Raw genomic sequence first — 26,580 nt, 5'->3', positions numbered from 1 at the left:
GTCAGTAATGAGTGTGAAGCACGCAAAATAGCGAATAAATGCTGAAAACGGGTTCCCAGACCGTTAAGAATGGAAACCCGTTTTTAAATTTTCAACTCCACAAGCGGTCGTGCGAGCGCTTGTCGTTCCAGTCCGGCGTAGGGGCGAAGAAGCTTTTGTCCTTCGGGTTCAGGTGTTTTTTAACTTCTTCTTCGTTCAGCTCAATGCCAAGTCCGGGCGCTTCCAGCGGCACAGGTGCATAGCCTTTGTCAATCAGCTTGCGACCGTCAGTTGTCTTGACCAGGCTCTCCCACCAGGGCACGTCTACCGAATGGTGTTCGAGGGCCAGGAAATTTTGCGTGGCGGCTGCACAATGCACATTAGCCATAAAGCTGACCGGTGTTCCGGCAAAGTGCATGGCCATCGCGATCCCGTTGTCCTCTGCATAATCGCCGATGCGCTTGGTTTCCAGCAAACCGCCCGACGATGCCAGATCAGGATGGACAATGTCCACGGCACGTTTATCGATCAATGCTTTGAAACCTTCTTTCAGGTAAATGTCTTCGCCGGTCAATGTCGGGGTTTCCAGTGCGTCGGAAATGGTCTTCCACTGGTCCGTATATTCCCAGGGAACCATGTCTTCCAGCCAGGCTAGGCGGTATTTATCCAATGCCCTGCCCAGGCGAATGCCGTTATTGAGGTCAAAATGGCCATAATGGTCAGTGGAGAGCGGGATTTCATAACCTACAACGCTGCGCACGTCTTCCACGACCCTGGCCATTTCGTCCAGGCCTTTCGGCGTGATCTGGATCGCTGTGAATGGGTGTTTTGTGTTGGCATAGGAATGATAATCGCCAGCCCATTGGGAAAATCCGCCGCCCCACACCTTATTATTCACAACGCTGTTCTCACTATTCCGCAACATGCCGATGGAGACATCCATTTTCAGCCAGGTATAGCCCTGATCCTGCGTCCTGAATTTGATTTTATCTTTGAATTCATTGAGGTCATTGGATTCCGGCGTATCCGCGTAAAGCCGCACCTTATCCCGGTAACGACCGCCCAGAAGCTGCCAGCAGGGCACATTATAAGCCTTTCCACAAAGATCCCAGAGCGCCATTTCAACGCCGCAGACGCCGCCTGCCTGGCGACCATGGTAACCAAACTGCTTGATCGATTTGAAAAGCTGCTCTACATTGCAGGGGTTTTGTCCCAATAAATGGCTTTTCAAAAACAATGCATAACGTTCGTCCGCACCGTCGCGCACTTCTCCCAAACCGTAAATGCCCTGGTTCGTATCAATGCGGATAATGGGCGTGCGGCCGACATTCTGTACAATGCAATAGCGCAGGTCTGTTATTTTCAGTTCGGATGGTTTTGAAGCGCGGTTAACCTTTGAAGTGGCCTGCGCAATGGTGTCTTCTGTTGACATGGACATAAAGCCGCCCAACGCGATCCCGCCAACGGCTGTTTTTCTCAAAAAGTTACGCCGACTGTCCTTGGTCACCGGGTTGTTGATCTCCGCAGCCGTTGCTACTTTTTCAGCTTGTTCAACTTGTTTGTTAGAAGCAATAATGTCTTTTAAAATGCTTTTCATTAGTGTAGGATTTGAAGTTAGCAAATTGCATTAGTAATTCCTTTCTTTAAGATAATCATCCAGTTCCTTCTTGGTCATAGGAAGCTTGCCCGGATAGTTGTTCACCCAGTTTAAAAAGTCCTTCTGGATCGCAGCAGACCATTTCGTATCGATTTCACCAGGCGTATATTTTCCTTCTTTGAGCCTTAAATGCCCGAATTCATCCCGCAGCGCAGTTACTTCCGAAGTAAGCACGAGCTCTTCCGCCAGGTGGGCAGGAATGAAGATCGTCCCATATTTTTTAGCTAAAACCACATCACCGGGCAGTACAATAGCACGACCGATGCGGATGGGCGTATTAATGTTAGTAAGCATCATTTGCTGAATGTAAGACGGGTCCTGGCCCTTCATCCAGGCATTGAAACCTTTAATCTCACTCAATCCCTCCACATCGCGCACGGAGCCATAGAATATGACACCGCGCTTGGATTTAGCATAAATGGAGTTTCCCAAATTATCACCGATCAATGTTCCATCTGCGATTTTCCCATAACCGTCGGCTACATAAACGTCGCCATCTTTAAGCACATCAATAGGCCAGGAATTGGTCCCGCCGGTTTGTACGCGTCCTTCTTTTTTTCCGGTTTCTTTTACCAAAGCCTCCAAATCAGGCCGGGAGGGCACATACTGGGCGGTTACTACGCGGCCGGTCATGGCGCTGTCGGGGTATATGAGCTGCCATTCGCCTTCGAACTGATTGTGATAACCTTTGTTTCTCAAAACACCCCAGGCTTCTTCCATGGAAATGTTTTTCAATCGCGCCAGGATCGCGTTTGACACTTTCGGGCGGCCGTCCGGTGAGCGCTCGCCCTTCCACGCCGACGTGTAGGCCTTGATCTGATCCGGCGTGGGTGAAATGGACTGCGCCTGCGAGGCCAGTGCCAGGAGGAGAAGCGCTCCTGTTAACAGATTTTGTTTAAGCATAAGTCACTAAGGGTTGGTTTAACTAAGAATATGAGCATCGATTTTATTTATCCCAAAAAACAGGCGTTCCCAGCTCGTCAGGGCCCATCCGTGCTACGGCTTCCTTATAATTGGCCTCATTCACGGATCTCTCCCGAACCGGATATACAAGCCTGCGGATAAAATCTTTCACAGAAGGGTCCTTACCCGGATACGTGTTGACCGGCAGCACTGGGAAGCCGCTCCTGCGGAAGTTTGCCCATGCTTCGGAGCCGTTCAGGAATGAGGAAATCCAATATTGGGTATTGATTTGTTCCAAAGCTTTGGCAGCTGAAAAGGGTTGGGCGGCAAGGTAAGCGTCCTGATTGGCGGCGCTGATCGTGGCGGCAGCATCATAAGTGGCCATTTGTGCCATATGGGCCTTTACACCGGCTTCGTAAAGCTCCTTCACATTGCCCGTAGCCCATCCGCGCTGAACCGCCTCGGCTTGCAGCAACGCCGTTTGCGAATAGGTGATAAAGAACTCCGGCGCATCAATTTTGCCCAGAGTTTTGCGGTTGATCTGCGAGTATTTGAATGCAGAGCCGATTTTGCCAGGAAAACCAGGCGCATTAGCAATGGTCGATTCATTGTAACCATAGGGCATTCCTTCCTGGCTTGCAGGCGTCGTATCCTCTGCTCCGGCCGTAGCGATCGGGTTTCCGGGCGTTTCGTATTTAACGGAAATCACCCTTAGCCGCGGATCATTTGTAGCTTTCAGGGCATCCACAAATGCCTTGCCCAGATAAACATTGCCGCGCTCAGTTCCCTGAAAATAATTGGCTAGCGGATGATTGAATGTGCTGTTAAATGCGATGAAAGCATTATCGGCATTGGAGCTCATCAAGCCGCCGTTTGCCGGGTCCACCGCTTTGGCAACGATCGTTTTTGCCTTAGCGGCATCCACTTTTGAAAACCGCATGCCTGCCCGCAGCAATAAGGAGTTGCCCAGCTTTTTCCATTGTGCAATGTTTCCTTTATAAAAAAGATCACCCGGTTCCACGGCTTTGGCAGCGTCCAGGCCTTTTGTGCCTTCTTCCAATTCTTTCAAAATGTCATCGTAAATGAGCTTCTGGTCATCGTATTTTGGTAGATTAATGCCTTCCAGAAACCCCTTACCAGCCTCAAAATAAGGCACATCGCCGTAAGTATCCACCAGAACCATGAACACGTAGGATTTCCAGATCCGCGCCATGTTATAGAGGTTGCTCCGCGCAGGATTGTCCCTGGTTTGCGTAATAACCGTCGTCAGTAAGTTCACGGGGCCATTTTGCAAATACAGCGAATTGAAATTTGCATTGGAATTAGGATCCGAAACCGCATTGTGATTGCCGCCTTCCAGCACACCGGTGTACGGCGTGTTGATCTGCTGCACGATTTGCAGCTGGTAATTCTGCGTAGCAATAGCTGAGCCGAATTGTGCATTTGAAAACAGATAGGCGGGATCGATGCTGGTAGCCTGAACGGGGTTTTTATTAACCTCTTCGAACCCCTTATCGCAAGCGCTTGCAGTAGCAAGGACGGCGACGACTGTGAGATATGTTAGTATTCTGTTCATATTAATGACTGAATGAGCGGTTGCCGCTGTGATGAATGAGTGAATGACTGAATGAATTTCTGGTCGCTTTTGGGTGAGTGATTCATTTACAGCTTGATATTTAAGTTTAGGCCGTAGCTTCTTGTGGTTGGAAGGGTGTGCGTTTCGATGCCTTGCAGGTTATCGGACGCGGACACTTGTGCTTCGGGATCCAGGTTGTCAATGTATTTTTTGAGCAAAAACACATTGTTGCACATGGCAGAAATGCTAAGACCTTTGATAAATGTCTTTTCCTTCAAGAAGCGCGAGAGATCGTAACCCAGCGAAATGGTCCTCCATCTTACGAAAGCGCCGTTGTAGACAAATGGTGTCGCAATGTTGGTGCTGCGGTAAGCGGTGTAAAATTGCTGTGCTTCAACCCGTTGTGTATTTGGATTTCCTTCCGGCGTAACGCCTTCGAGCAAAACACCGCCTTCACGACCCACAAGAGAGGGCTTGGAAATGCCTTCGCGCAGGAAGTTCAGGTTGGAGTTGGAAAGGATTTTATTCCCCGCTTTGAAATCAATCTGCGTGCCGATCCGGATGCCTTTCACATTGATCGTGTTCACCCACGCGCCCACCCAGGTAGGGATCGCGCTTCCGAAAGTGGTCAGGCTGCCTTGCTGCGGCAATCCACCAGAAGTGACAATGCGGCCTTCCCCATCGCGTTTGTAGTCGAATCCGCGCAACGAGGCGAGGGGTTTGCCCACTTCATGGGAAACGATCCCGAAAAATTCACCCGTTCCTACATCAAACCGTGGCTGACGCGCTGCCAGCTCAATTACTTTGCTGATGTTATAACTTCCGTTAAAGCTCGTTTCCCAGGTTACGCCTTCCGTTCTTACCGGCACAAAGGTCAGGAGGAATTCAACGCCCTGATTTCTTAATTTACCCACATTCACCTTTGTCTGACTGAAACCCGATGTATTGGAAATGTCCACATTCAGAATTTCGTCAACCGTGTTTTTCCGGTAGAAAGAAACGTCCAGATTCAGGCGGCTGTCAAATGTTTTCATTTCAAGACCAACTTCCGTTTCCTTCACTTTTAATGGTCGCAGATTAGCATTAGGCGCAATGGTCGACGGCAGATTTCCCAGTGCAGTTCCATTGAACGGGTTTGCATTGATTCCGTAATATAAATTATCGGAATAGGGATCCGTATCACCTCCAACTTCCGCATATGCGCCCCTTAATTTACCGTATGTCAGCCAGTTAGGTGCATTAGCAAAAGCCTGGCTGAATACAAAGCTCGCACTCACAGAAGGATACAAATAGCTGTTTGATGCAGGATTCAATGTGGAGAACCAGTCATTACGGCCTGTTACATTCACGAACAGAAAGCCTTTGTAAGAGAATTCAGCCGCTCCGTAAACCGAATTAACCTTCTTCTTACTATAACTGTAATTAGGATTTTTTACCTGACCATTGGCAATTGTATACAGGTCGCGCACATAGAAATTGGTTACGGCAGTAGACACATTGTCGCTGATCTGCTGCATTTGGTTTCCTCCCAAAGTGATATCAATGCCAAAGTCGCCAAACGTCCGGTTTGCGCCGATCAGCACATCCAGGTTACGCTCGCGGAATGTAGCCACGTCCTGATAGTAGTAACCATTAAAGCCCGTCGCAACAGCGCCAATCGACCTCGTTCCTGTAGGACGGTTGTAATTATATGGTCTTGTGAAGTAATCCTGCCCGATGCGGCCTTGTACAAAAAGCCAGTCGGTGAAATCATAGCGAACCGATGTGTTTCCGAAAATGCGGTCGCGGCGGACATTCTCGAAGCGGTCGAGAGCAACCCAGTAAGGGTTATTCCGATTTGTAAATCTTGCCAAAGGCATTTCGTTGCCATTCGCGTCTTTGCGGTTTTTGAGCCATTCTGTGTCAATGCTTGTCGCCAGCGTGTAAATGGTCGTATTCGCATTCATATCCTGGATCCCGATCTGAGGCGGGTTCTTGTTATGCTCATTCGAATAGTTAGCATTCAGTTGCGCCGAAAGCTTGTCCGAGAATTTGTAGTTCAAACCCAGGTTGAAAATTTTCTTATGGTAATCAGAATTAGGCATGATGGCATCTGCGTCCGTGTTGGCAAACGACAACCTGAAATTGCCCTTTTCATTTCCACCCGAAAGTGCCACGGAGTTCGTAAAGCTTGTTCCGGTGCGATAAAAGTTTTTGATACGATCTTTGTTAGCGGAATATGGTTTGGAGGTGCCGTCAAACTGAGGGGTCATAGCACCGTCCATCCGCTCTCCAAAAGCAAAAACACCTGAACTTTGTGCCTCCGCGGTTGAGGTAGGGCGTTTTCCAAATTCTCCCTGCCCGTATTCATATTGAAAATCGGTGTAATCCAAAGCCTCCTGCGCCTGGAAATTGGAGTTGATCTCCACACCGATGCCGGTTGTTTTGCTTCCGCTTTTGGTGGTGATAATGATGGCTCCGTCCTTTGCGCGGAATCCGTAAAGTGCGGCAGCGGCAGCACCTTTCAAAACGGTCATGGATTCAATATCGTCCTGGTTAATGCTTTGCAAACCGTCGCCTCCGTCGGACGAGCCGCCGGTGGGGTTACCCGTTCCGTTTCCATTGGACCCGCCCGCAGAAACGCTGCTATTGTTAATGGGAATGCCGTTTACAATGATCAGCGGCGAGTTATTTCCGCCAAAAGACGACTGACCACGGATACGGATTTTGGTCGAGCCGCCCGGTCCGCTTGCTGGCGGCGTAACATTTAATCCTGCTACTTTTCCCTGCAAGCTGTTACCGAGATTCGTTGTGCGGTTTGTCGTAAGTTCCTCTGTATTAATGGTTGCCGTGGAGTAACCGAGCTTTTTCGCATCTCTCTTAATGCCTAATGCCGTCACCACAACCATTTCCAGATTGCGTTCGTCTGGCTTCATTGACAAATCGTAAGTGCTTTGGCTGCCAATGGTCACTTCCTCAGGCGCATAACCCACGTATGAGAATATTAGCACGCCACCCGCATCGGGAACGCTTAATGAATAAGTCCCTTCCGCATTGGTGGCTGTTCCTACTTTTGTAGACTTCACCACAATGCTAACTCCGGGCAGTGGCTGGCCTTTCTCGTCGGACACTTTTCCCGTAATGGTCCGGTCCACGGAAGTGCGATTGTCGGTGTTGCCGGGAACGCGGCTACTGGGCTCAGCGTTGCTTTTGGTGAGGACAATCTGCTTACCCTCAATCTTATAAGCAATGTTAATGGGTCTGAAAAGCTGGTCGAGTACGTCCGCCAGCGGTTTATCCACCGCATTGATAGAAACCTTCTGCTGCGAGCGGATCAGCGCGGAATTGTAAGTGAACCGGACCTGCGTCAGCTTATTCAGCTTGTTGAGCACCGTCTTAATTTCCTGGTTATTCACCTGGATCGTGACTTTCTGGTTCAGCATATCCTGCGCGCCCACAGCGCTTGCTAGCGAAAGGTGTGCGAAGATAAAGGCAATTAATAATTGATAAAGTGACATTCGCATCGTGCTGCAAATCAGCCTGGACAAGAGTCGATGTTTTTTCATACGTGTAATGGTTAGTTTGGTACTTGAAAGATTAGCACTAAAAATTCACTGAAGGCGCGTGATGCCATAGGCTATGGCATTAGCAATGTTTGTTTAGTTGCACCCTTTGCTGGTGATGACAACTTTGCCGTTCACCATTTCATAACCAGCGTCAATCGCCTGGCAAATCGCACTGAGTCTTTGTTTAAGGTTTTCATCATTAAACTGAGCACTGATACTGCAATTCGCGAGCATATGCTGGTCATAATCAATCACAATCCCATACATTTCCTGCAAAGCTTTAAAGACCTGGGACACAGGCTTATCATCGAAAATCAGTTCCTTCTGAACCGACAGATCGGATAGGAGCTGCCGGTTGATCACCATTCCTTTTAGCAGCTTATTATCTTTCCGGTTGAACACGGCCTGTTGATTCGGATCGAGCACAATCATTGAAACCTTCTTATCCGGCTTTCTTTGCAGCGTTTCGTAATCTGTTTTTGGGTAAACAGACACCCGGCCGGTCTTGACGAGCACCATCACAGTACTTTCCTGATCCAAAGCCTTTACCCGAAAGCTCGTTCCCAGCACTTTCGTCACGGTTTCATTGGTATAAACTAAAAATGGACGATCAGGATTTTTAGCCACATCAAAGAATGCTTCGCCGGTTAAAACGACTTTTCTTTCTCCGTGTGCAAATGTAGCAGGGTAACTTATCGTGCTTCCCGGTGACAATGTTGCCACGCTGTTATCGCTCAGAAAAACCGTCATTTCCGTTGCAGTGGCATTTTTTTGCACGATAATAGAGTCAACCGCGCTGCTTTTCGAGCTTACCAGGACAGGAGCATCCGGGCGATTATCCGTTTTATAAAACCACAGACCCACTGCCGATACGAACACAAAAATGGCCGCGACACGCCAGAGTGGTTGTGCGAGTAAGTGATAAATGCTGCTGCGCTTCTGTGTATGTTTTTGAAGCTCGGCCAATCTGGAAATTTCTCCGATTTCATGTTGCAGCCTTTCATCGCTTAGGTTATCCTGATGCATGTCGGATACGGTCAGCGCAAGTTCTCTCGCCATGCCGATTTCTGCGGCTTTATCGGGATTTTCAGCGACCCATTTCAGCCAGAATGAACTGATTTCCGGAGTAGGGGATACCACCCATTTCCGGAACATTTCATCTGTGGCGAAGTCTTCAACCGTATGATGGCGGTAATCCATAAATAAAGCGTGAGGTCTTTAAGTATGTATGTCCGTTTTTTGGATTGATATAACCATAAAAATGAAAATATTTTTTTGAAATAATGATAAAATCGCTGGCAGACGGCCGAATGGGCAGTTTAAAGAAGGGATGCGAAAACAAATAAAGCCCATACAAATTCCGCCGGTGCCCATATCTGCCGGATGTCTTTCAATGTACGGTGCAAAAGATTGGAAACGCTTTGGCGTCCCAAACCCATAATGTGGGCAATGTCTTCGTTGTCAAGGTTTTGATAAAAACGCAGGTAAATGATTTCCTGCTGCCTTTTGGAGAGCAGCGTAATGATGCGTTGCAGGTGACTGGACTGGGAGTGAGCGCTTTCATCCGCAATGATCTGCGACTCGACAGGCGCATCATCCTGCTCCATATCAAAATATTCCTGACCCGGTTCCTGAAAGCGTTTCAGGCGGATGCTTTCTTTGATCAGCTTATGTCTCAGTGCTTTCAACAGATAGGATCTTACAAATGCGGTTTCTGACAGATGCTCGCGGCGTTCCCATAGTTCGAGATAGAGTTCCTGGATGGAATCGCGAATGAAGTCGGGATCAGATGAAAATTTGGTGGAGTAATTGTAAAGAGAGCGGTAATGCACCTGAGCTAGCTGCCCCAACGCAACGGAGTCGCCAGCCTTGAAACGCTGCCAGAGCTGGATATTAATGTCAGAAAGGTTTGATATGTTTGCTTCGTTATTCAAAACTTTAAACCATTAACATTGTTTTATAATTTCAATGAATTGTGCTATTGAAAGCGGCGCGTAGTTTTATTCTCCTTGGAATATTTCAGGTAATGTGATTTTTAATAAAAATGAGAGGAAGAATTTGGAAAAAAACGGCTGTGCTGAACAGGAGTATGTGCAGCACAGCCGTTTACGAGAGATTTGAATCTTACTTGGTCACTTTCAATTTACCCTGCATTAATGTGTAATGTCCTGGGAATGTGCATACATACTGGTAAGTTCCAGGCTGTTTCGGAGCAACGAAATAGATGCTTTCAGATTTTTCAGGTTCCACAATGTTGCTATGGAACAGGACGTCGCTTGTTCTGGGAACATAATTCAATTCCGAACCTTTCAAGCCCAGATTAAGTCCCGCTTCACCAACCGCATTGGCGGTTCCAGGCTTGGTAATCACCAGGTTATGCAGCATATCGTCATTGTTGTTAAAGACAATTCTCACACGGCTTCCGGCTTTCACCTGAATTTCAGAAATATCGAATTTCAATCCCGGAACGGTTCCGATCGTAATCGTCTGATCCGGGCCGTTGGTCCAGCTTGCAGGCATTTCCACCACACGCTTTGCGGACGGTGCCGAATTAGCCGGTTCTGCGGATGCACTGGCAGCTGTGTGGGCACTGTGGTCAACCGCAGCCGCTTTAACCGTTGTTGTAAATGCCGATGCATTCACCGGATTGCCCGACGCAATTTCATTTAATGTATAATAACCGGTTGCATGCAGCAATGAATTGCCATCCGCACCTTTCACGCCATCAGCCTTGATTTCATGAATGTAACCCTTGCGAAGCAGCGCAGGATCGAGCACCAGACGCACTCTCAAACCATCTTCTGAAACCACAATTCCCTTCAAAGGCACTTCCAGCGTGTTAATGATCGGGCTGCCGTAGGTTTGGTGGTATTTGTAAGTGAAGCTGTTGAGCTTGTAAGCATCCTGATCAGCAGCCGCTTTTTTGTCGACCGGGCTTGTGAATGTAATTTCAAAACCATCCGGCATAGAACGCACATTTTTCATTTCAAACGGCATCTTACCCGTCCATACCAGTCGCTGAATGCCGAATTCCTGTTTACCCGTTGCAGACCAGCCACGGCTCGTTTGTCCTACGAACATGGAGCCATCCAGGCCCCATTCCATACGCAAGATCCCCGACATAAATCCTTCGCGGAAAGGGAAAACTGTTCCCTGCCACACACCATTTACTTTTTCAAGATCCACACGCGTAATAATGCTGTGTCCCTGATCCCCCACGAACATTTGTCCGGCAAAAGGACCGAAAGCGCCGTTGGTAACATCTTCCTTAAAATCCGAAGTGGAGATTCCCACGAGCGTATGCGGGAACCAAACGGCCGGCGCCTTCAAGCCAGGCAGTTTTTTGGCAACATCATAAAGTGGCTCGCCCGTATTAGGAACGTCGGAAGGAGTCAGTTTTACAGGTGAACCTTCTTCCTTGCTCCAGCGCAAACCAGCCGGGTTTCCTGCAAAATCACCCTTTTCCAGATGCGTCATACGTCCGGAACCCACCCAGTCGCCCTGGTTTTCGGTATAAAAAATATCGCCTTTGTACGAACCGAAGCCAGAAGGGGAGCGCAGGCCTGTTGCATAGGGGGTCAATTTGCCATCTTCTCTCAATTTTAGCATCCAGCCCCTCCATTTAGACTGGCTCGCACCGCGTCCTACCCAGTCGAGGTTCAATGTTACCAGCAGCTCACCATTAGGCATCGGCACAGGGCCGTAGGAATATTGGTGATAATTGCCTGATAACGGCCATTTTGCAAAGGAATCGTAAACGTCGGCGATGCCATCATTGTCCGTATCCACCAGACGCGTAACTTCTCCGCGTTGGGAGATCAGGAAGTCTTTTCCACGATATAAAAGCCCCAACGGCTCGTGCAAGCCCGATGCGAAACGGTGGAACGAAGGCTGCCCGTCGCCTTTCAGATAAGGGTTGCCGATCATCCAAACTTCACCGCGGCGCGTAGAAGTGGCAAGGCGGCCGTCGGGAAGCACTTGCATGCCGCCGACTTCCATTTTAATGTTCTCGGGAATGGGAATGGTAATGATCCGGTAAAAATCATCCTCTTTATTCTGCTTGGATTGCGCATACGCCGAGACACATCCGAGTGAAATCAGCGTCGTTAATAGTATATTTTTCATTGATTGAGATCTAAGAATATGGTTACCAGAACATCGTATATGTTGCCGAATCGGACACTGGCAACACCAGCTCCTGATTATCTCCCGCAGGCCTCACCATAGCCTGTGCTTTCTGGTTTATCTGAACATAATAGCGGTTATCGATCTGGAAAAGGCCGTTTTTGAGGTCGGTGATCTGTTTTCCTGAACCAAGCAGTGAATAGATGGCTCCGTTTGGCTTGCCTTCAACCGTGAATGTCCGGGACATTCCTTTTTCACTGGAAATGATCTGGTCACTTACCGTTGCAGAACCAATCGCGTAGCGGAACACCGGAAATCCTTCCGGGTTGATTTTATACCCCAGGAAGTTAATGTTTGAAGAATCGGGCCAGGTCGTTGCTTTATCGGCTAAAACGGCCAGGCTGCTTCTGCCCGAAACATGCACAGCTAGTCCAGCAGGAGTCAGCAATTGCGGCTCGCCTCTTTCGTACCACATTTCGGTAACGTTGGCAAAATTCCCACGCCAAGCCTGCAACATGGCGCCGCGGTTCAAGTCGATCGTGTAGCTCCATCCCTGGGGACTTCCTACTGAGATGCAATGTGTACGTTTGTATTTTTCGCCGTCGATCTGGATGAATGAACGCACCATTTCAGGTTGCTTGTCGGGCGTTACGCTGATGTACGGCTTTGGCTCCGGCTCAGGAAGCGATGAAAGCACATGCAGGTCGTAAGGACGAATGCCCGCCTTCTCCACGCGAAGTCCCAAAGCAGGTTGTCTCCATGGAAAACGTGAGTAATGTATTTTAAACTTATGCGCTCCCTGCGTCAGGTTAGCAGAACCTGTATGCGTTTCCTGTGAAGTGCTTTCGCCCAGGCTCATCACACTTTTACCGTCCACCTCGAAATCGAACATCGGTCCGGAGTAAACGCTTGTAAAAATGTATTCGCCAGCTTCCTGCACATCCATATCGCCTTCGTAAACCAGGTGAAACTCACGCATTCCGTTCGTTACTTCCTGCGTTAGTGCGGGTGATTTGCTTTCATGTGAAAGCTTACTGTATTCCTTCGCGTCCCATTTGTCGGAATAAACTTTGTAAGCGAGGTTGTTCAATGTCAATGTCTTACGGCTTGCCAGCAACTGGTAACCCAGATTTTTGAAAGCAATCGTTCCTTTATTTACTTCAAATGAAAGCGGCCTGCCTTCGGCTGTGGCTTGGGAATTCGGGAGGTAAACTGTTTCAAGAACCGTCACACCATTCAGCGAAAGCAGATTCAAACGCGCCGAATTGGCAACGCCCGGAACAGCTGCGTCATAAACGAGTTCAAGTGTTTGCCAGAGCCCGGGCGCTTTTGAAGCGTTTTGTGTTGGAAACTGGCCTATAAAGCCGGAAGTGGATGCATTGGCATCACGCTGCTGGCTGCTATCCGAGATTCTTACCTTCTGTCCGCCTGGGAGTACGATGTAACCTTCTGCGCCTGGCGAAACCATGAATTCGGTCGAAAGGCGCATATCGCCTGCTTTCAATTTTGTTGTCAGGGGTTTGCCTGGGCTGCCGACCAGGACGCCTTCGCCGGATTTGGTTTTGGGTTTTGCGTTCCCCGTCGGGTGAATTGCCACATCGCTTTGCACGGACCAGTTTGGGCTGGCGCTTTCAAATGAGCTGAGGTCTTTTAAGGGAAGCAGGGAGTAATTTCCTTTCGCTGTCTGGCCCATAACCATTATGGGACAAGTCAGAAAAAGCATGGAAACTTTCTGAATCAAATGACGCATTGGATATATTAAGTGTATTGTTCACAATTAAAAAGCGAAGTTCGCATTTTGCTACTAATATATCCTGTTAAATTGTAATTAATTTTTAAATAAATAGGGTTTTCTTCATAGTAAAAAAAGACCGCTTTTTCAGGGCGGTCTTTTTTGTTAACGGGAGTGAAAAAAGGATTGTAAGATCATTTGTCCCACCATACCTTGGTGTTGTAGTTATCTGCGCCTTGTCTTGCTACGGCTTCGGCTAGGCTAGTGGGGTTTAATGTTTGTTCGCTTCTTGGGTAGGCGAAGCGGACGGGGACTTTACCGCTGTTTACGTTGTCGACGCCCGGGGTGATTGTTGGAATGCCGGTCCTTCTCCAATCGAACCAGGCTTCTAAGCCTGTAAAGAAAAGCGCGATCCATTTTTGAGTGCCGATCAATGTTAATGCGTCGGTTTCCGAATAGGCCGAGCCGGGGGTTGTGAGGTAATTAGCTGGCATTGTGACATTTGCATAGCCAAATGCAGCTTTCACGCCTTCTTCGTAATACATCTTTGCTGTCTTCGGCGATTTTACCAAACCTTTCTTCACAGCCTCAGCCAAAATGAATTGCAACTCCGGATAGCCCATAATGTAGCCCTTAGCCACATTCAAGCCTCTTTCTGTGATCGAACCTTTGTAGAATAATGATCCTGCACGCGACACATTGTTGGGGCCGCCGTTGTAGTCCAGGGCTGCCACTTCGTTCAGGCCATTGGGGACGCCTACGTATTTGGGCGCGTTGGCAGCAACGGATGCGTCGGTGGGCTGTGCGAAAATGGCGATACGCGGATCGGCCAATGCGGTAAGCTTGTCGCCCAGATTTTTACTCAAACGAAATTCATCGAATGACCCCTGGCGTGCAGTATACAAGGGAAATTGGTTAGGAGCGGATGTAAGATAACGCAAAACTCCGTTGTCTTCGTTCTTGTTGGCATCGCTGAAAATAGGGCTTGCAGTCGGGTTGTCAATGATCGCTTGCATGTCTGCTTTCACATCCTTCACATTCGAGATCCGCATCAGGTAACGCAGGCGCAGGCTGTTTGCCAGTTTTTTCCATTTGCTTACATCACCATTATAGATCAAATCTCCCACAACGACTTCTCCCGGCCCAAGTATTTCATTGGCGGTTTTGAGATCGGCCAGGATGCCATTATATACTGCCTCCTGCGTTTCGTATTTGGGTTGTAAAATGCCCGTAACACCCTTTGTTGCTTCCGAATAGGGAATATCTCCGTAGGCGTCTGTCAGCAAAGAGTACATCCAGGCGCGCATAACGAGTGAAATTCCTTTGTAATTATTGGCTTTGTTGCGGTCACTGATCTCAATGAGCAGCTGCACATTCCGCAGGTTGTTATACATATTTTCCCAAAGCCCGTCGCGGTCGCCCCAGGTGTAACGGTCTTCTGATACGAACTGGATTTTCGCTGTATGCTGGATCACAATGTTGCCTATGGACCAGCTTTGGTCGACCATCTGGTTCACAGCCGTGCGGATGATGCCCGGCAATAGCAGGTCCGGCGTAACGGCCGTAATGGCGTTGGGATCTGTATTTTTCTCAACAAAATTGTCTGTACAAGCCGGCAAAAAGAAGGCGGCGGCCAGGATCATTAATGTATATTGTCTTATCTTTTTCATATCCTTAAATGTTTGCCTCAGTTAAAAAGTAAATCCAAGATTGAAGCCCCAGCTGCGTGTGGTAGGCATTCCAACTGATTCAATACCAGGAACAATGGTGCCGCCGCTTAGCGAAGAAGTTTCCGGATCAACGTGCGGTACTTTGCTCCAAACTGCAAGATTCCGTCCCACAACGGAAACATTAAGTCCCTTGATCTTTGCGCGTGACAGATATTTTGCAGGAATAGCATACCCCAAACGAACCTCTCTCAATTTGGCATAGGAAGCATTGAAAATCCCGCCTTGCGGAATGTCGCGGTTACCCGTGCGTGACTGGTGATATTCCCTTGCAGTGAGTTTCACATCATTCACGCGATAGCTTCCGTCCGCATTTTCGATCACACCTTTACCAATTACGCCGTTGCCAGCCTTGGTAATGTCGTAACCATCGGCACGTCCTTCAAGTGTTTCTTCCAGCTGTCCTGCTTCCAGACCTACTACAAATGTTTCGGAAAAGATCTGACCGCCGTGACGGATGTCAAGCAATCCACTCAGGCTGACGTTTTTGTAAGTAAATGTGTTCCTGATTCCGGCCATCCAGTCGGCGTTGTAGTTTCCTACTTTTACCAGATTGCTGGTGCCCATGAAACGTCCCGATTCGTTAAAGATCTGCTGTCCGAAGTAAGGGCTGTTCTTGTCTTCCACTTTCTTGAAACCAATCGCATACATATCACCCATGCGTTCGCCTACTTGTGCACGAATGGATACGCCATGGCGCTCAGCCATTTGATAATCAGTTACTTCTCCGTCAAATTTTACAACCTTGCTTCTGTTTGCCGACCAGTTTACATTGATATCCCATTTGAAATCCGAAGTCTGGATAGGAGTGCCTGTAAGCATTACTTCATAACCGTAGTTCCTGATCTCGCCCGCATTGACGATCCTGTCGCCAAAGCCGGAGGTGATGGAAACCGGAACGGATGGAAGGATCTGGTTTTTTGTATTGATATTATAAAAAGTAAAATCAAGTCCGGCGCGACCTCTCAGAAAACGCCATTCTGTTCCGATTTCAAATGAAGTGCTGATCTCCGGTTTCAAGTTGTAGTTAACAAGCCGGTTGGTGGAGTTGTAAATCGGATAGTCTCCCCATGGATTATCGCGGCTGTAACCGGAAGTAAAGCGATAAGGATCCGTATCATTACCAACCTGCGCCAAACTCGTGCGGACCTTACCAAACGAAACCCATTCCGGCATCGTAACCACATCGCTCAACACGGCGCTCAATGATGCCGATGGATAGAAATAGGAATTGATCGTTTGCCCCAGTGAATCGGCTGCCATAGGAAGCGTCAATGCCGTTGACCAGTCGTTACGCGCTGTTACGTCGAGGAAAAGGAAGTTTTTATAACCAAACTGGACCGATCCGTAAACGCTGTTAATGACCTTATTAATGTCGTCAATGGAGCTTACAAGTGGAATTCTTGTATTGTTAAAACTAAAAATTCCGGGGATAAGCAACTGGGGAGCAGTTACTTCCAGGTTATTCGTGTTGCTGATCTGGCGGTTAGCGCCAAGGTTTGCACCGAATGTAAAATCCTCGCTGAACTCCTTATTAGCACTTAATAAAAAGTCAAAATTCGATTCTCCATTCCGAACGCGCTCTTCACGATAGCTTCCGAAAGGGAAACGCTGCGTACTGAATGCCCTGCGACGTTTTCTGAGCTCGTTATTAAAGTCCGTTCCACCGCGTAATTGCAGGCTCAACCAGCTTGTGAAATCATATTTAAGAGAAATATTTCCGAAAATACGGTTGGCATTCTGGCTGTTTGTGTTCTCGTAAAGGTTGAAATACGGGTTGTCGTGATAATTATAGTTGAAGTTATATTGCTGTCTGTTCTCCATTCCAGGAATCCAATAATCCTTCAAGCTGTTCAAATCCACGTGCTGACCCATCCAGCAATGCAGTAGGTAAATGATGCTTTCTGTTCCGTAAGTCAGGTTAGGACGGTTATCACTTTCGCTGTGCACGTAGTTGGCAGATATGCGGACGCTCAATTTTGGGGAAAGGTTATAGCCCGAGTTCAGTGCAAATGTATTGCGCTTGATGTCGGTGTTGGGAATGATTCCTTTTTGGTCCAAAAGCGTGTAAGAAAGACGGAAATCGCCTTTTTCGTTCGAGCCGGTCACCGAAACGTTGGTGTTGTTGGTAATCCCCGTTTCGTAAAAGTCTTTCAGGTTATTTCCCGGGACGAAAGGCGTTGGTGTAATGGTGCCGCGTGCCGCCAGGTCGGCAGGGGAGCCCAAAATGCCATCATCGACCAGTGAAATGTCGCCGCCGCGGTAACCATTGGAAGTAGGAGAGTTGGCTTGTGCAATCAGTCTGCCGTCCATTTGCGGGCCCCAACTTTCGTCAACGCCGTCACGGGTCCCACCGCCGCTTCCGTCTACAAATGAAAATTCACCATTATTTCCCTGGCCATATTTACGCTGAAATTTCGGCAGGATCAACGGGTTTTCAAAAGTCACGCCCGCATTTACCGAAACGCCCAGCCCTTTGCTGTTTTTACCTGATTTCGTTGTGATCACTATCACACCATTTGCACCCCGCGATCCGTAGAGCGCCGATGCATTAGCACCTTTCAGCACAGTCATGGATTCCACGTCGTCCGGATTGATCAGCGATGCGCCGTTTCCATAATCCAGTTCCTGGAAATCGCGGCCGCTGGAGCCTGTCAACGCATTGGTAATGGGCACCCCGTCGATCACGAACAAGGGTTGATTTTTATTAATGTCCAGTGATTTGTCACCCCTGATGGTTATACGTGCTGATCCGCCGATGCCGCTTGGGCTGCTCATAACCTGCACACCTGCCACTTTTCCGGCCAAGCCGCTGACGAAGTTCGTCTCGCGCGCCTTATCCAGGTCGCCGCCTTTGATTTCCTGGACGGCATAACCCAGTCTTTTTGTTTCCTGCTTGATACCCAGGGCCGTGACCACCACTTCGTTTAGGTTTCTGGCGTCCGGTTTCATGAGAATGTCGATAACGGACCCGCTGCCGATGGCAACTTCCTGCGACAAATAGCCCACATAAGAGTAAATCAATGTGGCTGCATTGTCGGGCACAGTAACCGTATAGCGCCCTTCTGAGTCTGAAATTGTGCCTGATGTCGTTCCTTTGAGCACGACGCTGACGCCCGGCAGTCCCAGGCTGTTTTCGTCTGTGATCTTTCCGGTGATGGTCCGGTCGGGTTTGGCTGCATTGGCTATCGGTGCCGCGAAAGCGGCCAGGAACATAAGCAGCATTGCTACTCCTTGCTGGCATAGCCGCGGAATTTTCCGGCTCTCAATTAGTGGTAAAAGTTTGTTTCGCATAAGAATGAATTTTAACGGTTGTTGAACTAAAATTCTGCACCTCATATACTGCCATATGCACGCGTCAGGCTAGTAAGGTATCAGGTGCTCCATTTCGGGTGCAAAAATCGGGAGATTAGGACCGTACGTTGTGAAGTATATGTAAACAAATTGTTATCTGATAAACATAAAACGCCGTCTGCACCAGAATTGTGCAGACGGCGTTTGAATAGGAATTAGGCCAATTTTAGTGTGCTTCGAGCCAGTTGGCACCGATGCCGATCCCGGTTTCCATTTTTACGGGCAGCGGAATGGCGATACGCATTAGCTCGTCCACTCTTTCTTTCAACAGATCAATTTCGTCGCGGTGCGCGTCAAAAACCAATTCATCATGCACTTGCAGGATCATACGTGATTTGAGTTTCTCCTTTGCGATAAAATCATGAATGTTAATCATCGCCACCTTGATCATATCGGCCGCTGAGCCCTGTATGGGCGCATTAATGGCATTTCGCTCGGCATAACCGCGATTGGTTTGGTTCCTGGAATTAATGTCGGGCACATAGCGGCGCCTGCCCAGAATGGTTTCTACAAATTCCTTTTCCCGCGCATCATTCACCACTTTGTCCATATAACCTTTCACGGCGGGGAATTCTTCAAAATATGCCCGGATGATTTCGCCGGCCTCGCCCCGTGGAATGGCCAATCTTTGAGCGAGCCCGAATGCGGAAATCCCGTAAATGATACCAAAATTGACCATTTTCGATTTCCTCCGCATGTCCGAAGTCACTTCCTCCAATGGCACTTTAAACACCTTACTGGCCGTAGTTGCATGAATGTCACGCCCCTGATTGAACGCCTCGATCATACTTTCATCTCCGCTGAACGCTGCCATAATGCGCAGCTCGATTTGTGAGTAATCCGCAGAAAGGATCTGAAATTCCTCATTATCAGGCACAAATGCTTTCCTGATCTCCCGCCCGCGCGGTGTGCGGATCGGAATGTTTTGGAGGTTAGGATTCGTTGAGCTTAATCGCCCTGTCGCTGCAACCGCCTGGTTGTACGACGTATGAATGCGCCCGGTGCGACTGCTTACCAGCAAAGGCAATGCATCCACATAAGTCGATTTTAGCTTTTGTAGTTCCCTGTAATCCAGGATTTTACGTGCAATTTCATGACTGTTTTCGAGCTCCGAGAGAATGTCCTCGCCCGTTGCGTACTGCCCGGTTTTGGTTTTTTTCGGCTTCTCGATCAGTTTCATTTTATCGAAAAGCACCTCACCCAGCTGCTTCGGCGAGCTGATATTGAATGATTGACCTGCTGATGCGTAAATTTCACTTTCTGTTTGCCGAAGATCCAGTTCAAGCACATTGGACATCTCTTTCAGAGCGCCTATGTCGAGCCTTACGCCTTTGCTTTCCATGGAAGCCAGCACTTTCAAAAGTGGCATTTCAACTTGCTCGAACAGTTTGAATGCATTCACCTTCGGCAGCTCGCGCGCGAAGATTGTGTTCAGCTGCAATGTAATATCGGCGTCCTCGCCTGCATATTGCGTGATCTCAGGAATGGAAACATCGCGCATAGTGCCTTGTTTCACCCCTTTTTTGCCGATCAGCGAAGTAATAGAAACCGGTTCGTAATTGAGATAAGAAGCGGCCAGGATGTCCATTCCGTGGCGCTTGTCCGGTTCCAGCAGATAATGTGCCAGCATGGTGTCGCTGAGTTTGCCATGGATTTCAATTCCGTAACTTCTCAGTACTAGCAGGTCGTATTTTATATTTTGCCCGATTTTTTCAATGGATTCGTTTTCAAACACTTCCCTGAAATTTTCAAGAATCTCAATGGCTTTCTCACGATCGGCAGGAACCGGGATGTAGAACGCTTCTCCGGGCAGATAGGCGAATGAAAGTCCCACAAGTTCAGCATCAATGGTGTCCAGCGATGTGGTTTCTGTGTCAAAACAAAACGATTCCTGCAAAGAGAGATAGTAAGCCAGGCTTTTCAGCAATTCCGGCGTATCCACTGTGTGGTAACGGTGGAATGTGTTGTCGATGGTCGACTTCGTTGTCGGGATATGCAGGTCTTCGTATGACTGCTCCGGCGCGTCGTCGTCTGCGATCCCTTCGCTGATAATGGCGGGCTGCTTGCCTAATTCCTCGGTTGGATTCCCGAAAAGATCAAGCTGTCCAGCTTTCTTCGGCGGCTCCTTTAGCCCCGGCCTTAAGGCCGGGGTAATTTGGGAGCCCAAAATCCTGGTTTTAAGCGTTTTGAATTCCAGTTCATCGAACAGCTCGATGATTTTATCAGCGTTGGCTGCGCAAACGGTAAGGTCTTCGGGATCAAACGGGACCGGAACTTTAATGTCGATCGTCGCGAGCTGCTTGCTCAGCACCGCCTTATCAAGATTTTCACGAAGCTTTTCGCCCAGCTTACCTTTTACTTCGTCGGCATGCGTGATGAGGTTTTCAATGGTGTCGTATTCCGCGATCAGTTTTTGAGCTGTTTTTTCTCCCACACCCGGCACGCCCGGAATGTTGTCCACCGCGTCGCCCATCAATCCCAGAATGTCAATCACCTGATCGATACGCTGGATCTGCCAGCGGTCGAGAATCTGCTGTACGCCGAGCACTTCGGCACCTTTGCCCAGGAAGGCGGGCTTATATATGTACACATGCTCTTCCACGAGCTGACCGTAATCTTTGTCCGGCGTCATCATAAAAACTTCAAAACCCGCCGCGGAAGCTTCCTTGGCAATGGTCCCGATAATATCATCCGCCTCATAACCGTCCAGAACGAGGATCGGGATACACATTGCTTCCAGGAGGCGCTTTACAAGTGGAATGGCCACGGTAATATCCTCCGGCTGGGCTTCGCGCTGCGCCTTATAGGCCTCATATTGTATGTGCCTGAAAGTAGGCGCGGATGTGTCGAATGCAACGCCGATATGTGTTGGTTTTTCCTTTTGCAAAACTTCAAGCAATGTATTGGTAAAGCCAAACACAGCACTTGTATTCAATCCCTTTGACGTGATCCTGGGCGCCTTGATAAATGCAAAGTGCGCACGATAGATTAACGCCATCGCGTCCAGCAGGAAAAGTTTATGAACGGGTTTATCCATGAGGTCTTTAATTTACGAAACTCAAATATAATGTAAGTGTGCCGATGAAATGGATTGCTGACGCTTTTTTGTAGATTTAAGGCAGCCAATGCAGCGTATGGACAGCATGTATTTCCCTTAATGTTCATTTTTATATTATTATACTTTTAATATTAATAATAATAATCAAATGTATAATTAAAATTGTAAGTAATATACATTGATATCTTTTTATAAATATTATATTGAACCTAAATCAACGTGCCTGATGCGAATCATTTTACCTTTTTTAGCTGTTATCATTTTTTCCTGTAACCAAAATAAAGACGTGAACGAAGCATATCAATGGCCGGAAGCAACGCCTCCCGTAGCAGAAATGAAAGACCATGAAACCGGAATGCATGGCGACAAACGAAATGACGAGTATTACTGGATGGCCGATTTTTTCAGGAAAGGCTCGGACAGCAACAAAGTGGTGGATTACCTGAAAGCGGAAAATGCTTACACAGACACGATGATGGCGGCCACAAAGAAATTCCAGGAAGATCTTTTCACCGAAATGAAAGGCCGTATCAAGGAGAAAGACGAGTCGGTGCCGGTGTTCAGCAATGGTTATTGGTATTATACAAGAAGCGAAGAAGGCCAACAATATTTCAAATACTGCCGCAAAAAAGGATCACTGAATGCGCCGGAAGAAATGCTTCTGGACGTGGATAAAATGGCGGAAGGACATCCGTATTATTCCGCGGTTGGATTTAATGTAAGCCCTGACAATAAATTGCTGGCCTATGGCGTGGACACCGTTTCGCGGCGTCAGTATACAATTTATATAAAGAACCTGGAAACGGGCGAATTGTTCAAAGACAAGATCTTCCCGTCAAGCGGCGGATCGGAGTGGGGGAATGATAACAAGACATTGTTTTACACAGCAACGAATCCGAAAACACTGCTGAGCGAAAAGATCAAGCGGCATACATTAGGAGCCGATAGTAAGAAAGATGCGGTGGTTTATGCGGAGAAGGATAACAGCAACTACATTGGTGTTGGCAAAACCAAATCTGAAAAATACATCATCATCGCATCTTCGGCGACAATGTCATCGGAATACAGGATCCTGGATGCGGACAAGCCGGAAGGCGATTTTGAGGTTTTTCAGCCAAGAATGAAAAATGTCCTTTACGACATCGATCACCAAAATGACAAATTCCTCATCGTTACCAATAAGGATGCGCTGAATTTTAAGCTGATGGAAACGCCGCTGAATAAGACGGGCGTGGAGAACTGGAAGGAAGTTATCCCAACCAGAAAAGATGTTCTTTTGGAAGGAATCGACGTTTTCAAAGACTTCCTGGTCATTACGGAACGTAAAAACGGCCTGTTACAATTGCGTATCCGCAACATTAAAACCAATGCGGAACATTATGTGGATTTCGGTGAACCTGCTTACATGGCTTACGCCAGTTCTAATCCTGAGTTTGACAGCCAAAATCTGCGCTACGTTTACACTTCGCTTACAACACCCAATTCCGTGTATGATTACAACATGGAAACGAAAGGGAAGGAGCTGAAAAAGCGCCAGGAAGTGATTGGCGGATATGATCCGGAGCAATATGTGACGGAGCGCTTGTATGCTGAAGCACGCGACGGCGTAAAGGTCCCGATCTCGCTGGTTTATAAAAAAGGCACTGTGAAGAGCGAAAAGACGCCATTGTTACTTTATGCATATGGCTCGTACGGCAACAGCATCGACGCCGCATTCAGCAGCACCAGGCTCAGCTTGCTCGACAGGGGCTTTATATACGCGATCGCGCACATACGCGGCGGTCAGGAAATGGGGCGACAATGGTATGAAGACGGTAAGTTGCTGAAAAAGAAAAACACATTCTACGACTTCATTGATTGCGCAGAATATCTGATCAAGGGCAAATTCACGTCACCTGCACACCTATACGCAGAAGGTGGCAGCGCAGGAGGCTTGTTAATGGGCGCCATTTCCAATCTTCGCCCAGACCTATGGCGAGGCATTATCGCCGACGTCCCATTCGTAGACGTGGTCACAACCATGCTCGACGAAAGCATCCCTTTAACCACCAACGAGTTCGACGAATGGGGCAACCCGAAGGATAAGGAATATTATACATTCATGAAAACATATTCCCCTTATGACAATGTCGAGAAAAAAGACTATCCCAACATGCTGGTGACCACTGGCCTGCATGACAGCCAGGTCCAATACTTCGAGCCCGCCAAATGGGTCGCAAGGCTCAGAACCCACAAAACGGATAAGAATGTGCTGCTGCTAAAAACAAACATGGAAGCCGGCCACGGAGGAGCGTCGGGGAGGTTTGAGTATTTGAAAGAAGTGGCGCTGCAATTCGCGTTTATGTTCGCGTTGGAGGGGATTCGGGAGTGATAAAGTCAACTGGCCTGTCAGCCTGAGCGATGTTTAACCAGCCCTGTCAGCCTGAGCGGAGACGAAGGCGCGTTACCCAGGAGTAGCGCGCCTTCGTCTCCGCTCAGGCTGACAGGGCTAGTTATTACGTCAGTCATAGGCTGACAGGCTAGTTAATCTACCTATAACACCCCGAAGGCGGCCTCTATATCCGCAATGATATCATCTATATGCTCAATCCCTACCGAAACCCTAAGCTGTGTTGGGTGTACACCTGCTGAAACTTGTTCGATTTCGTTTAGTTGCGAGTGGGTGGTGGAGGCTGGGTGGATGATCAGGGTTTTGGCGTCTCCTACGTTGGCCAGGTTACTGATCAGTTTCAGGTTGTCTACGAATTTTTCTGCTTGTGACCTGTCGCCTTTGATGGCGAATGATAACACGCCTCCAAAGCCTCTTGTAAGATACTTTTTCGCCAGCGTGTGGTATTTGCTGCTTTCCAGGCCGATGTAATTTACGCTTTCAACTTGTGGTTGAGCTTCCAGCCATTGCGCCAGTTTCAATGCGTTTTCTCCAATCCTTTCGACGCGTAGTGAAAGCGTTTCCAGACCTTGCAGGAACAGGAAGCCGTTGAATGGTGATAGGGCAGGGCCCCAGTCGCGCAGACCTTCCACGCGGGCGCGGATGATAAACTGAATGTTGCCGAATGGTCCGCCGATGCCAAAAACATCGTTCATAACCAGGCCATGGTAACTGGGTGATGGCTCGGTGAACTGCTTGAATTTACCATTGCCCCAGTTGTACGTTCCCGCGTCTACAATCACGCCGCCGATGGATGTACCGTGACCGCCGATCCATTTTGTTGCCGACTGCACCACAATGTGCGCTCCGTGCTTAATAGGCTGAAATATGGCCCCGGCTGCTCCAAATGTATTGTCAACCATTAAAGGCAGATCATATTTGTTGGCCAACGCTGCAAATGCCTCAAAATCCGGAACGCTGTAACTTGGGTTGCCGATCGTTTCCAGATAAATGAATTTGGTGTTTTCATCGATCAGCTTTTCAAAGCTGCTTACGTCGTCCCCATCTGCAAAACGCGCTTCGACGCCTATGTTTTTGAAAGAGTTCTTAAACTGGTTGTGCGAACCGCCGTATAGGAACGATGTGGTTACAAAATTGTCGCCAACTGTCGTAATGTTATTGATTGCTATAAATTGGGCTGAATGTCCGGATGCAGTAGCCAATGCCGCCACGCCGCCTTCCAAAGCAGCCACTCTTTTCTCAAAAACATCATTGGTAGGATTCATGATCCTCGAATAAATATTTCCGAACTCCTTCAATGCGAACAAGTTGGCTGCATGTTCGGCATTGTTGAACACGTAAGATGTGGTCTGATAGATGGGAACCGCACGTGAATTGGTTACGGGGTCTGGCTGTTGTCCGGCGTGGAGTTGTAGGGTCTCAAATTTCATCTTTTTGAACGTTGTTTAAGGTGGATAGAATTCAAATGTATTAAATAAACATATAGTAGATAGAAATTATAGTCTTTTATTTCAGACACAATTTTTATCATTTTACCAATAAAAAAGCTTTTTTCATATATATCAATGGGTCAGCTTCTCCGAAATCTGAACCAGCAAGGCCCTTACTTTGTCTTTCAGGCTCTCCGGTTCAAGAATGCACGCGCTTGTGGCGAGCATCAGATACCATAGTGCGAAAGCGTCCAGCGAGGCGGACAGAAAGCTCATTTCAATGCCATCGTCTGTCACGGTCTCGGAAACGAAACCGTAATAATACTTTTGATTGCGAATGTAATGTGATTTGTTTTTGTCGATTTTGATCCGGATCAGCCGCAGGTTTTTAGTGTCCCACGACTGCGAAAGGAAATCCTTTAACGGCGCGTGCTTATGCTGGAAATCTTTGTCGGTCAGTTCGATTTTAAGGATTCGGTCGGAGCGGAAGTTGCGGTAATTGTTGCGTAAATGGCAATATGCGATTGTGTACCAATAATCATTTTCATGGTAAATCCCGACCGGCTCAATCACACGTTCCGTCAGATCCTGGAAGCCGAGCGAGTTGTAATTGATTTTGGTAATCTTCCTTTCGGTAATGCTGTTAAGCAAAATGTCCAGCGTGTTGCTGTCTTCCCCATAAAACGGCTTCGCCGATTGCCTGACCTCAATGTGGTTTTCAAGCGTTTCCACCATTGATTTTTCACTGCTCCGCAACACCGACTTGATCTTGAACATGGCCGACTGATATTGCGATTGCGTGGAAAGGTCCGTGAATTTTTCCATCAGCTTTTCGGCTGTGATGAATGTCCGCGCTTCCTCTTTCGTGAACATGACGGGAGGCAGGCGGTAACCATCCATGATAGAATAGCCCACGCCTGCCTCCCCAATAATAGGCACGCCTGCCTCAGCCAACGAGCTGATATCCCGGTATACTGTCCGCAAACTAATTTCAAACCGCTCTGCGAGATCCTGCGCCTTTACAATTTTGCGGGATTGGAGCTGAATAAGTATGGCAGTAATGCGGTCAAAACGGTTCATTTGGTGCTGGCTAACGGATTTGCCA

14 protein-coding genes are annotated in these 26,580 nt (G+C 48.1%); 1 reads left to right on the top strand and 13 read right to left on the bottom strand.

Features of this window, described 5'->3' with window-relative positions; all coding sequences use genetic code 11:
* Window positions 1-91 precede the first annotated feature (91 nt).
* The 11 genes from G395_RS0103565 to polA all read right to left on the bottom strand — a co-directional run bounded on the left by G395_RS0103565 (window position 92) and on the right by polA (window position 21,635).
* Window positions 92-1,576, bottom strand: coding sequence for a mandelate racemase/muconate lactonizing enzyme family protein (locus G395_RS0103565; RefSeq protein ID WP_026628821.1), 1,485 nt, complete (start codon window positions 1,574-1,576; stop codon window positions 92-94).
* Between the two features lie 30 nt (window positions 1,577-1,606).
* Window positions 1,607-2,539: an RraA family protein gene (locus tag G395_RS0103560; protein WP_026628820.1), complete on the bottom strand. Its 933-nt coding sequence runs from the start codon at window positions 2,537-2,539 to the stop codon at window positions 1,607-1,609.
* 43 nt (window positions 2,540-2,582) lie between these two features.
* A complete protein-coding gene (locus G395_RS0103555; protein WP_026628819.1) occupies window positions 2,583-4,115 on the bottom strand; it encodes a SusD/RagB family nutrient-binding outer membrane lipoprotein in 1,533 nt (510 codons plus the stop codon).
* A gap of 86 nt (window positions 4,116-4,201) precedes the next feature.
* Complete coding sequence (locus tag G395_RS0103550; protein ID WP_026628818.1) at window positions 4,202-7,660, bottom strand: SusC/RagA family TonB-linked outer membrane protein; 3,459 nt, start codon at window positions 7,658-7,660, stop codon at window positions 4,202-4,204.
* A gap of 93 nt (window positions 7,661-7,753) precedes the next feature.
* Window positions 7,754-8,860, bottom strand: a complete 1,107-nt coding sequence (locus tag G395_RS0103545) for a FecR family protein (protein WP_026628817.1) — start codon at window positions 8,858-8,860, stop codon at window positions 7,754-7,756.
* A 119-nt stretch (window positions 8,861-8,979) separates the two neighbouring features.
* A complete protein-coding gene (locus G395_RS0103540; protein WP_026628816.1) occupies window positions 8,980-9,594 on the bottom strand; it encodes an RNA polymerase sigma factor in 615 nt (204 codons plus the stop codon).
* Window positions 9,595-9,784: 190 nt separating this feature from the next.
* A complete protein-coding gene (locus G395_RS0103535; protein WP_026628815.1) occupies window positions 9,785-11,785 on the bottom strand; it encodes a plastocyanin/azurin family copper-binding protein in 2,001 nt (666 codons plus the stop codon).
* A 22-nt stretch (window positions 11,786-11,807) separates the two neighbouring features.
* Window positions 11,808-13,535 carry a 3-keto-alpha-glucoside-1,2-lyase-like domain-containing protein gene (locus tag G395_RS0103530; RefSeq protein ID WP_051349956.1) on the bottom strand — a complete coding sequence of 576 codons (1,728 nt, stop codon included), beginning with the start codon at window positions 13,533-13,535 and terminating at the stop codon, window positions 11,808-11,810.
* A gap of 176 nt (window positions 13,536-13,711) precedes the next feature.
* On the bottom strand, window positions 13,712-15,187 hold the full coding sequence (locus tag G395_RS0103525) for a SusD/RagB family nutrient-binding outer membrane lipoprotein (protein ID WP_026628813.1): 1,476 nt from the start codon (window positions 15,185-15,187) through the stop codon (window positions 13,712-13,714).
* Between the two features lie 21 nt (window positions 15,188-15,208).
* Window positions 15,209-18,538: a SusC/RagA family TonB-linked outer membrane protein gene (locus G395_RS0103520; RefSeq protein WP_051349955.1), complete on the bottom strand. Its 3,330-nt coding sequence runs from the start codon at window positions 18,536-18,538 to the stop codon at window positions 15,209-15,211.
* Window positions 18,539-18,764: 226 nt separating this feature from the next.
* Complete coding sequence (polA, locus tag G395_RS0103515; protein WP_026628811.1) at window positions 18,765-21,635, bottom strand: DNA polymerase I; 2,871 nt, start codon at window positions 21,633-21,635, stop codon at window positions 18,765-18,767.
* Between the two features lie 247 nt (window positions 21,636-21,882).
* On the opposite strand from polA, the gene G395_RS0103510 reads away from it, so the two are divergent.
* Window positions 21,883-24,027: a S9 family peptidase gene (locus G395_RS0103510; protein ID WP_051349954.1), complete on the top strand. Its 2,145-nt coding sequence runs from the start codon at window positions 21,883-21,885 to the stop codon at window positions 24,025-24,027.
* A gap of 161 nt (window positions 24,028-24,188) precedes the next feature.
* On the opposite strand, the gene G395_RS0103505 is transcribed toward G395_RS0103510, so the two are convergent.
* On the bottom strand, window positions 24,189-25,475 hold the full coding sequence (locus tag G395_RS0103505; RefSeq protein WP_026628809.1) for an O-acetylhomoserine aminocarboxypropyltransferase/cysteine synthase family protein: 1,287 nt from the start codon (window positions 25,473-25,475) through the stop codon (window positions 24,189-24,191).
* Window positions 25,476-25,607: 132 nt separating this feature from the next.
* On the bottom strand, window positions 25,608-26,555 hold the full coding sequence (locus tag G395_RS0103500; RefSeq protein ID WP_026628808.1) for a helix-turn-helix transcriptional regulator: 948 nt from the start codon (window positions 26,553-26,555) through the stop codon (window positions 25,608-25,610).
* Window positions 26,556-26,580 lie beyond the last annotated feature (25 nt).

Source organism: Dyadobacter alkalitolerans DSM 23607, from assembly GCF_000428845.1.
GTDB lineage: Bacteria > Bacteroidota > Bacteroidia > Cytophagales > Spirosomataceae > Dyadobacter > Dyadobacter alkalitolerans.
This window is presented reverse-complemented; position numbering and strand designations above follow the sequence as displayed.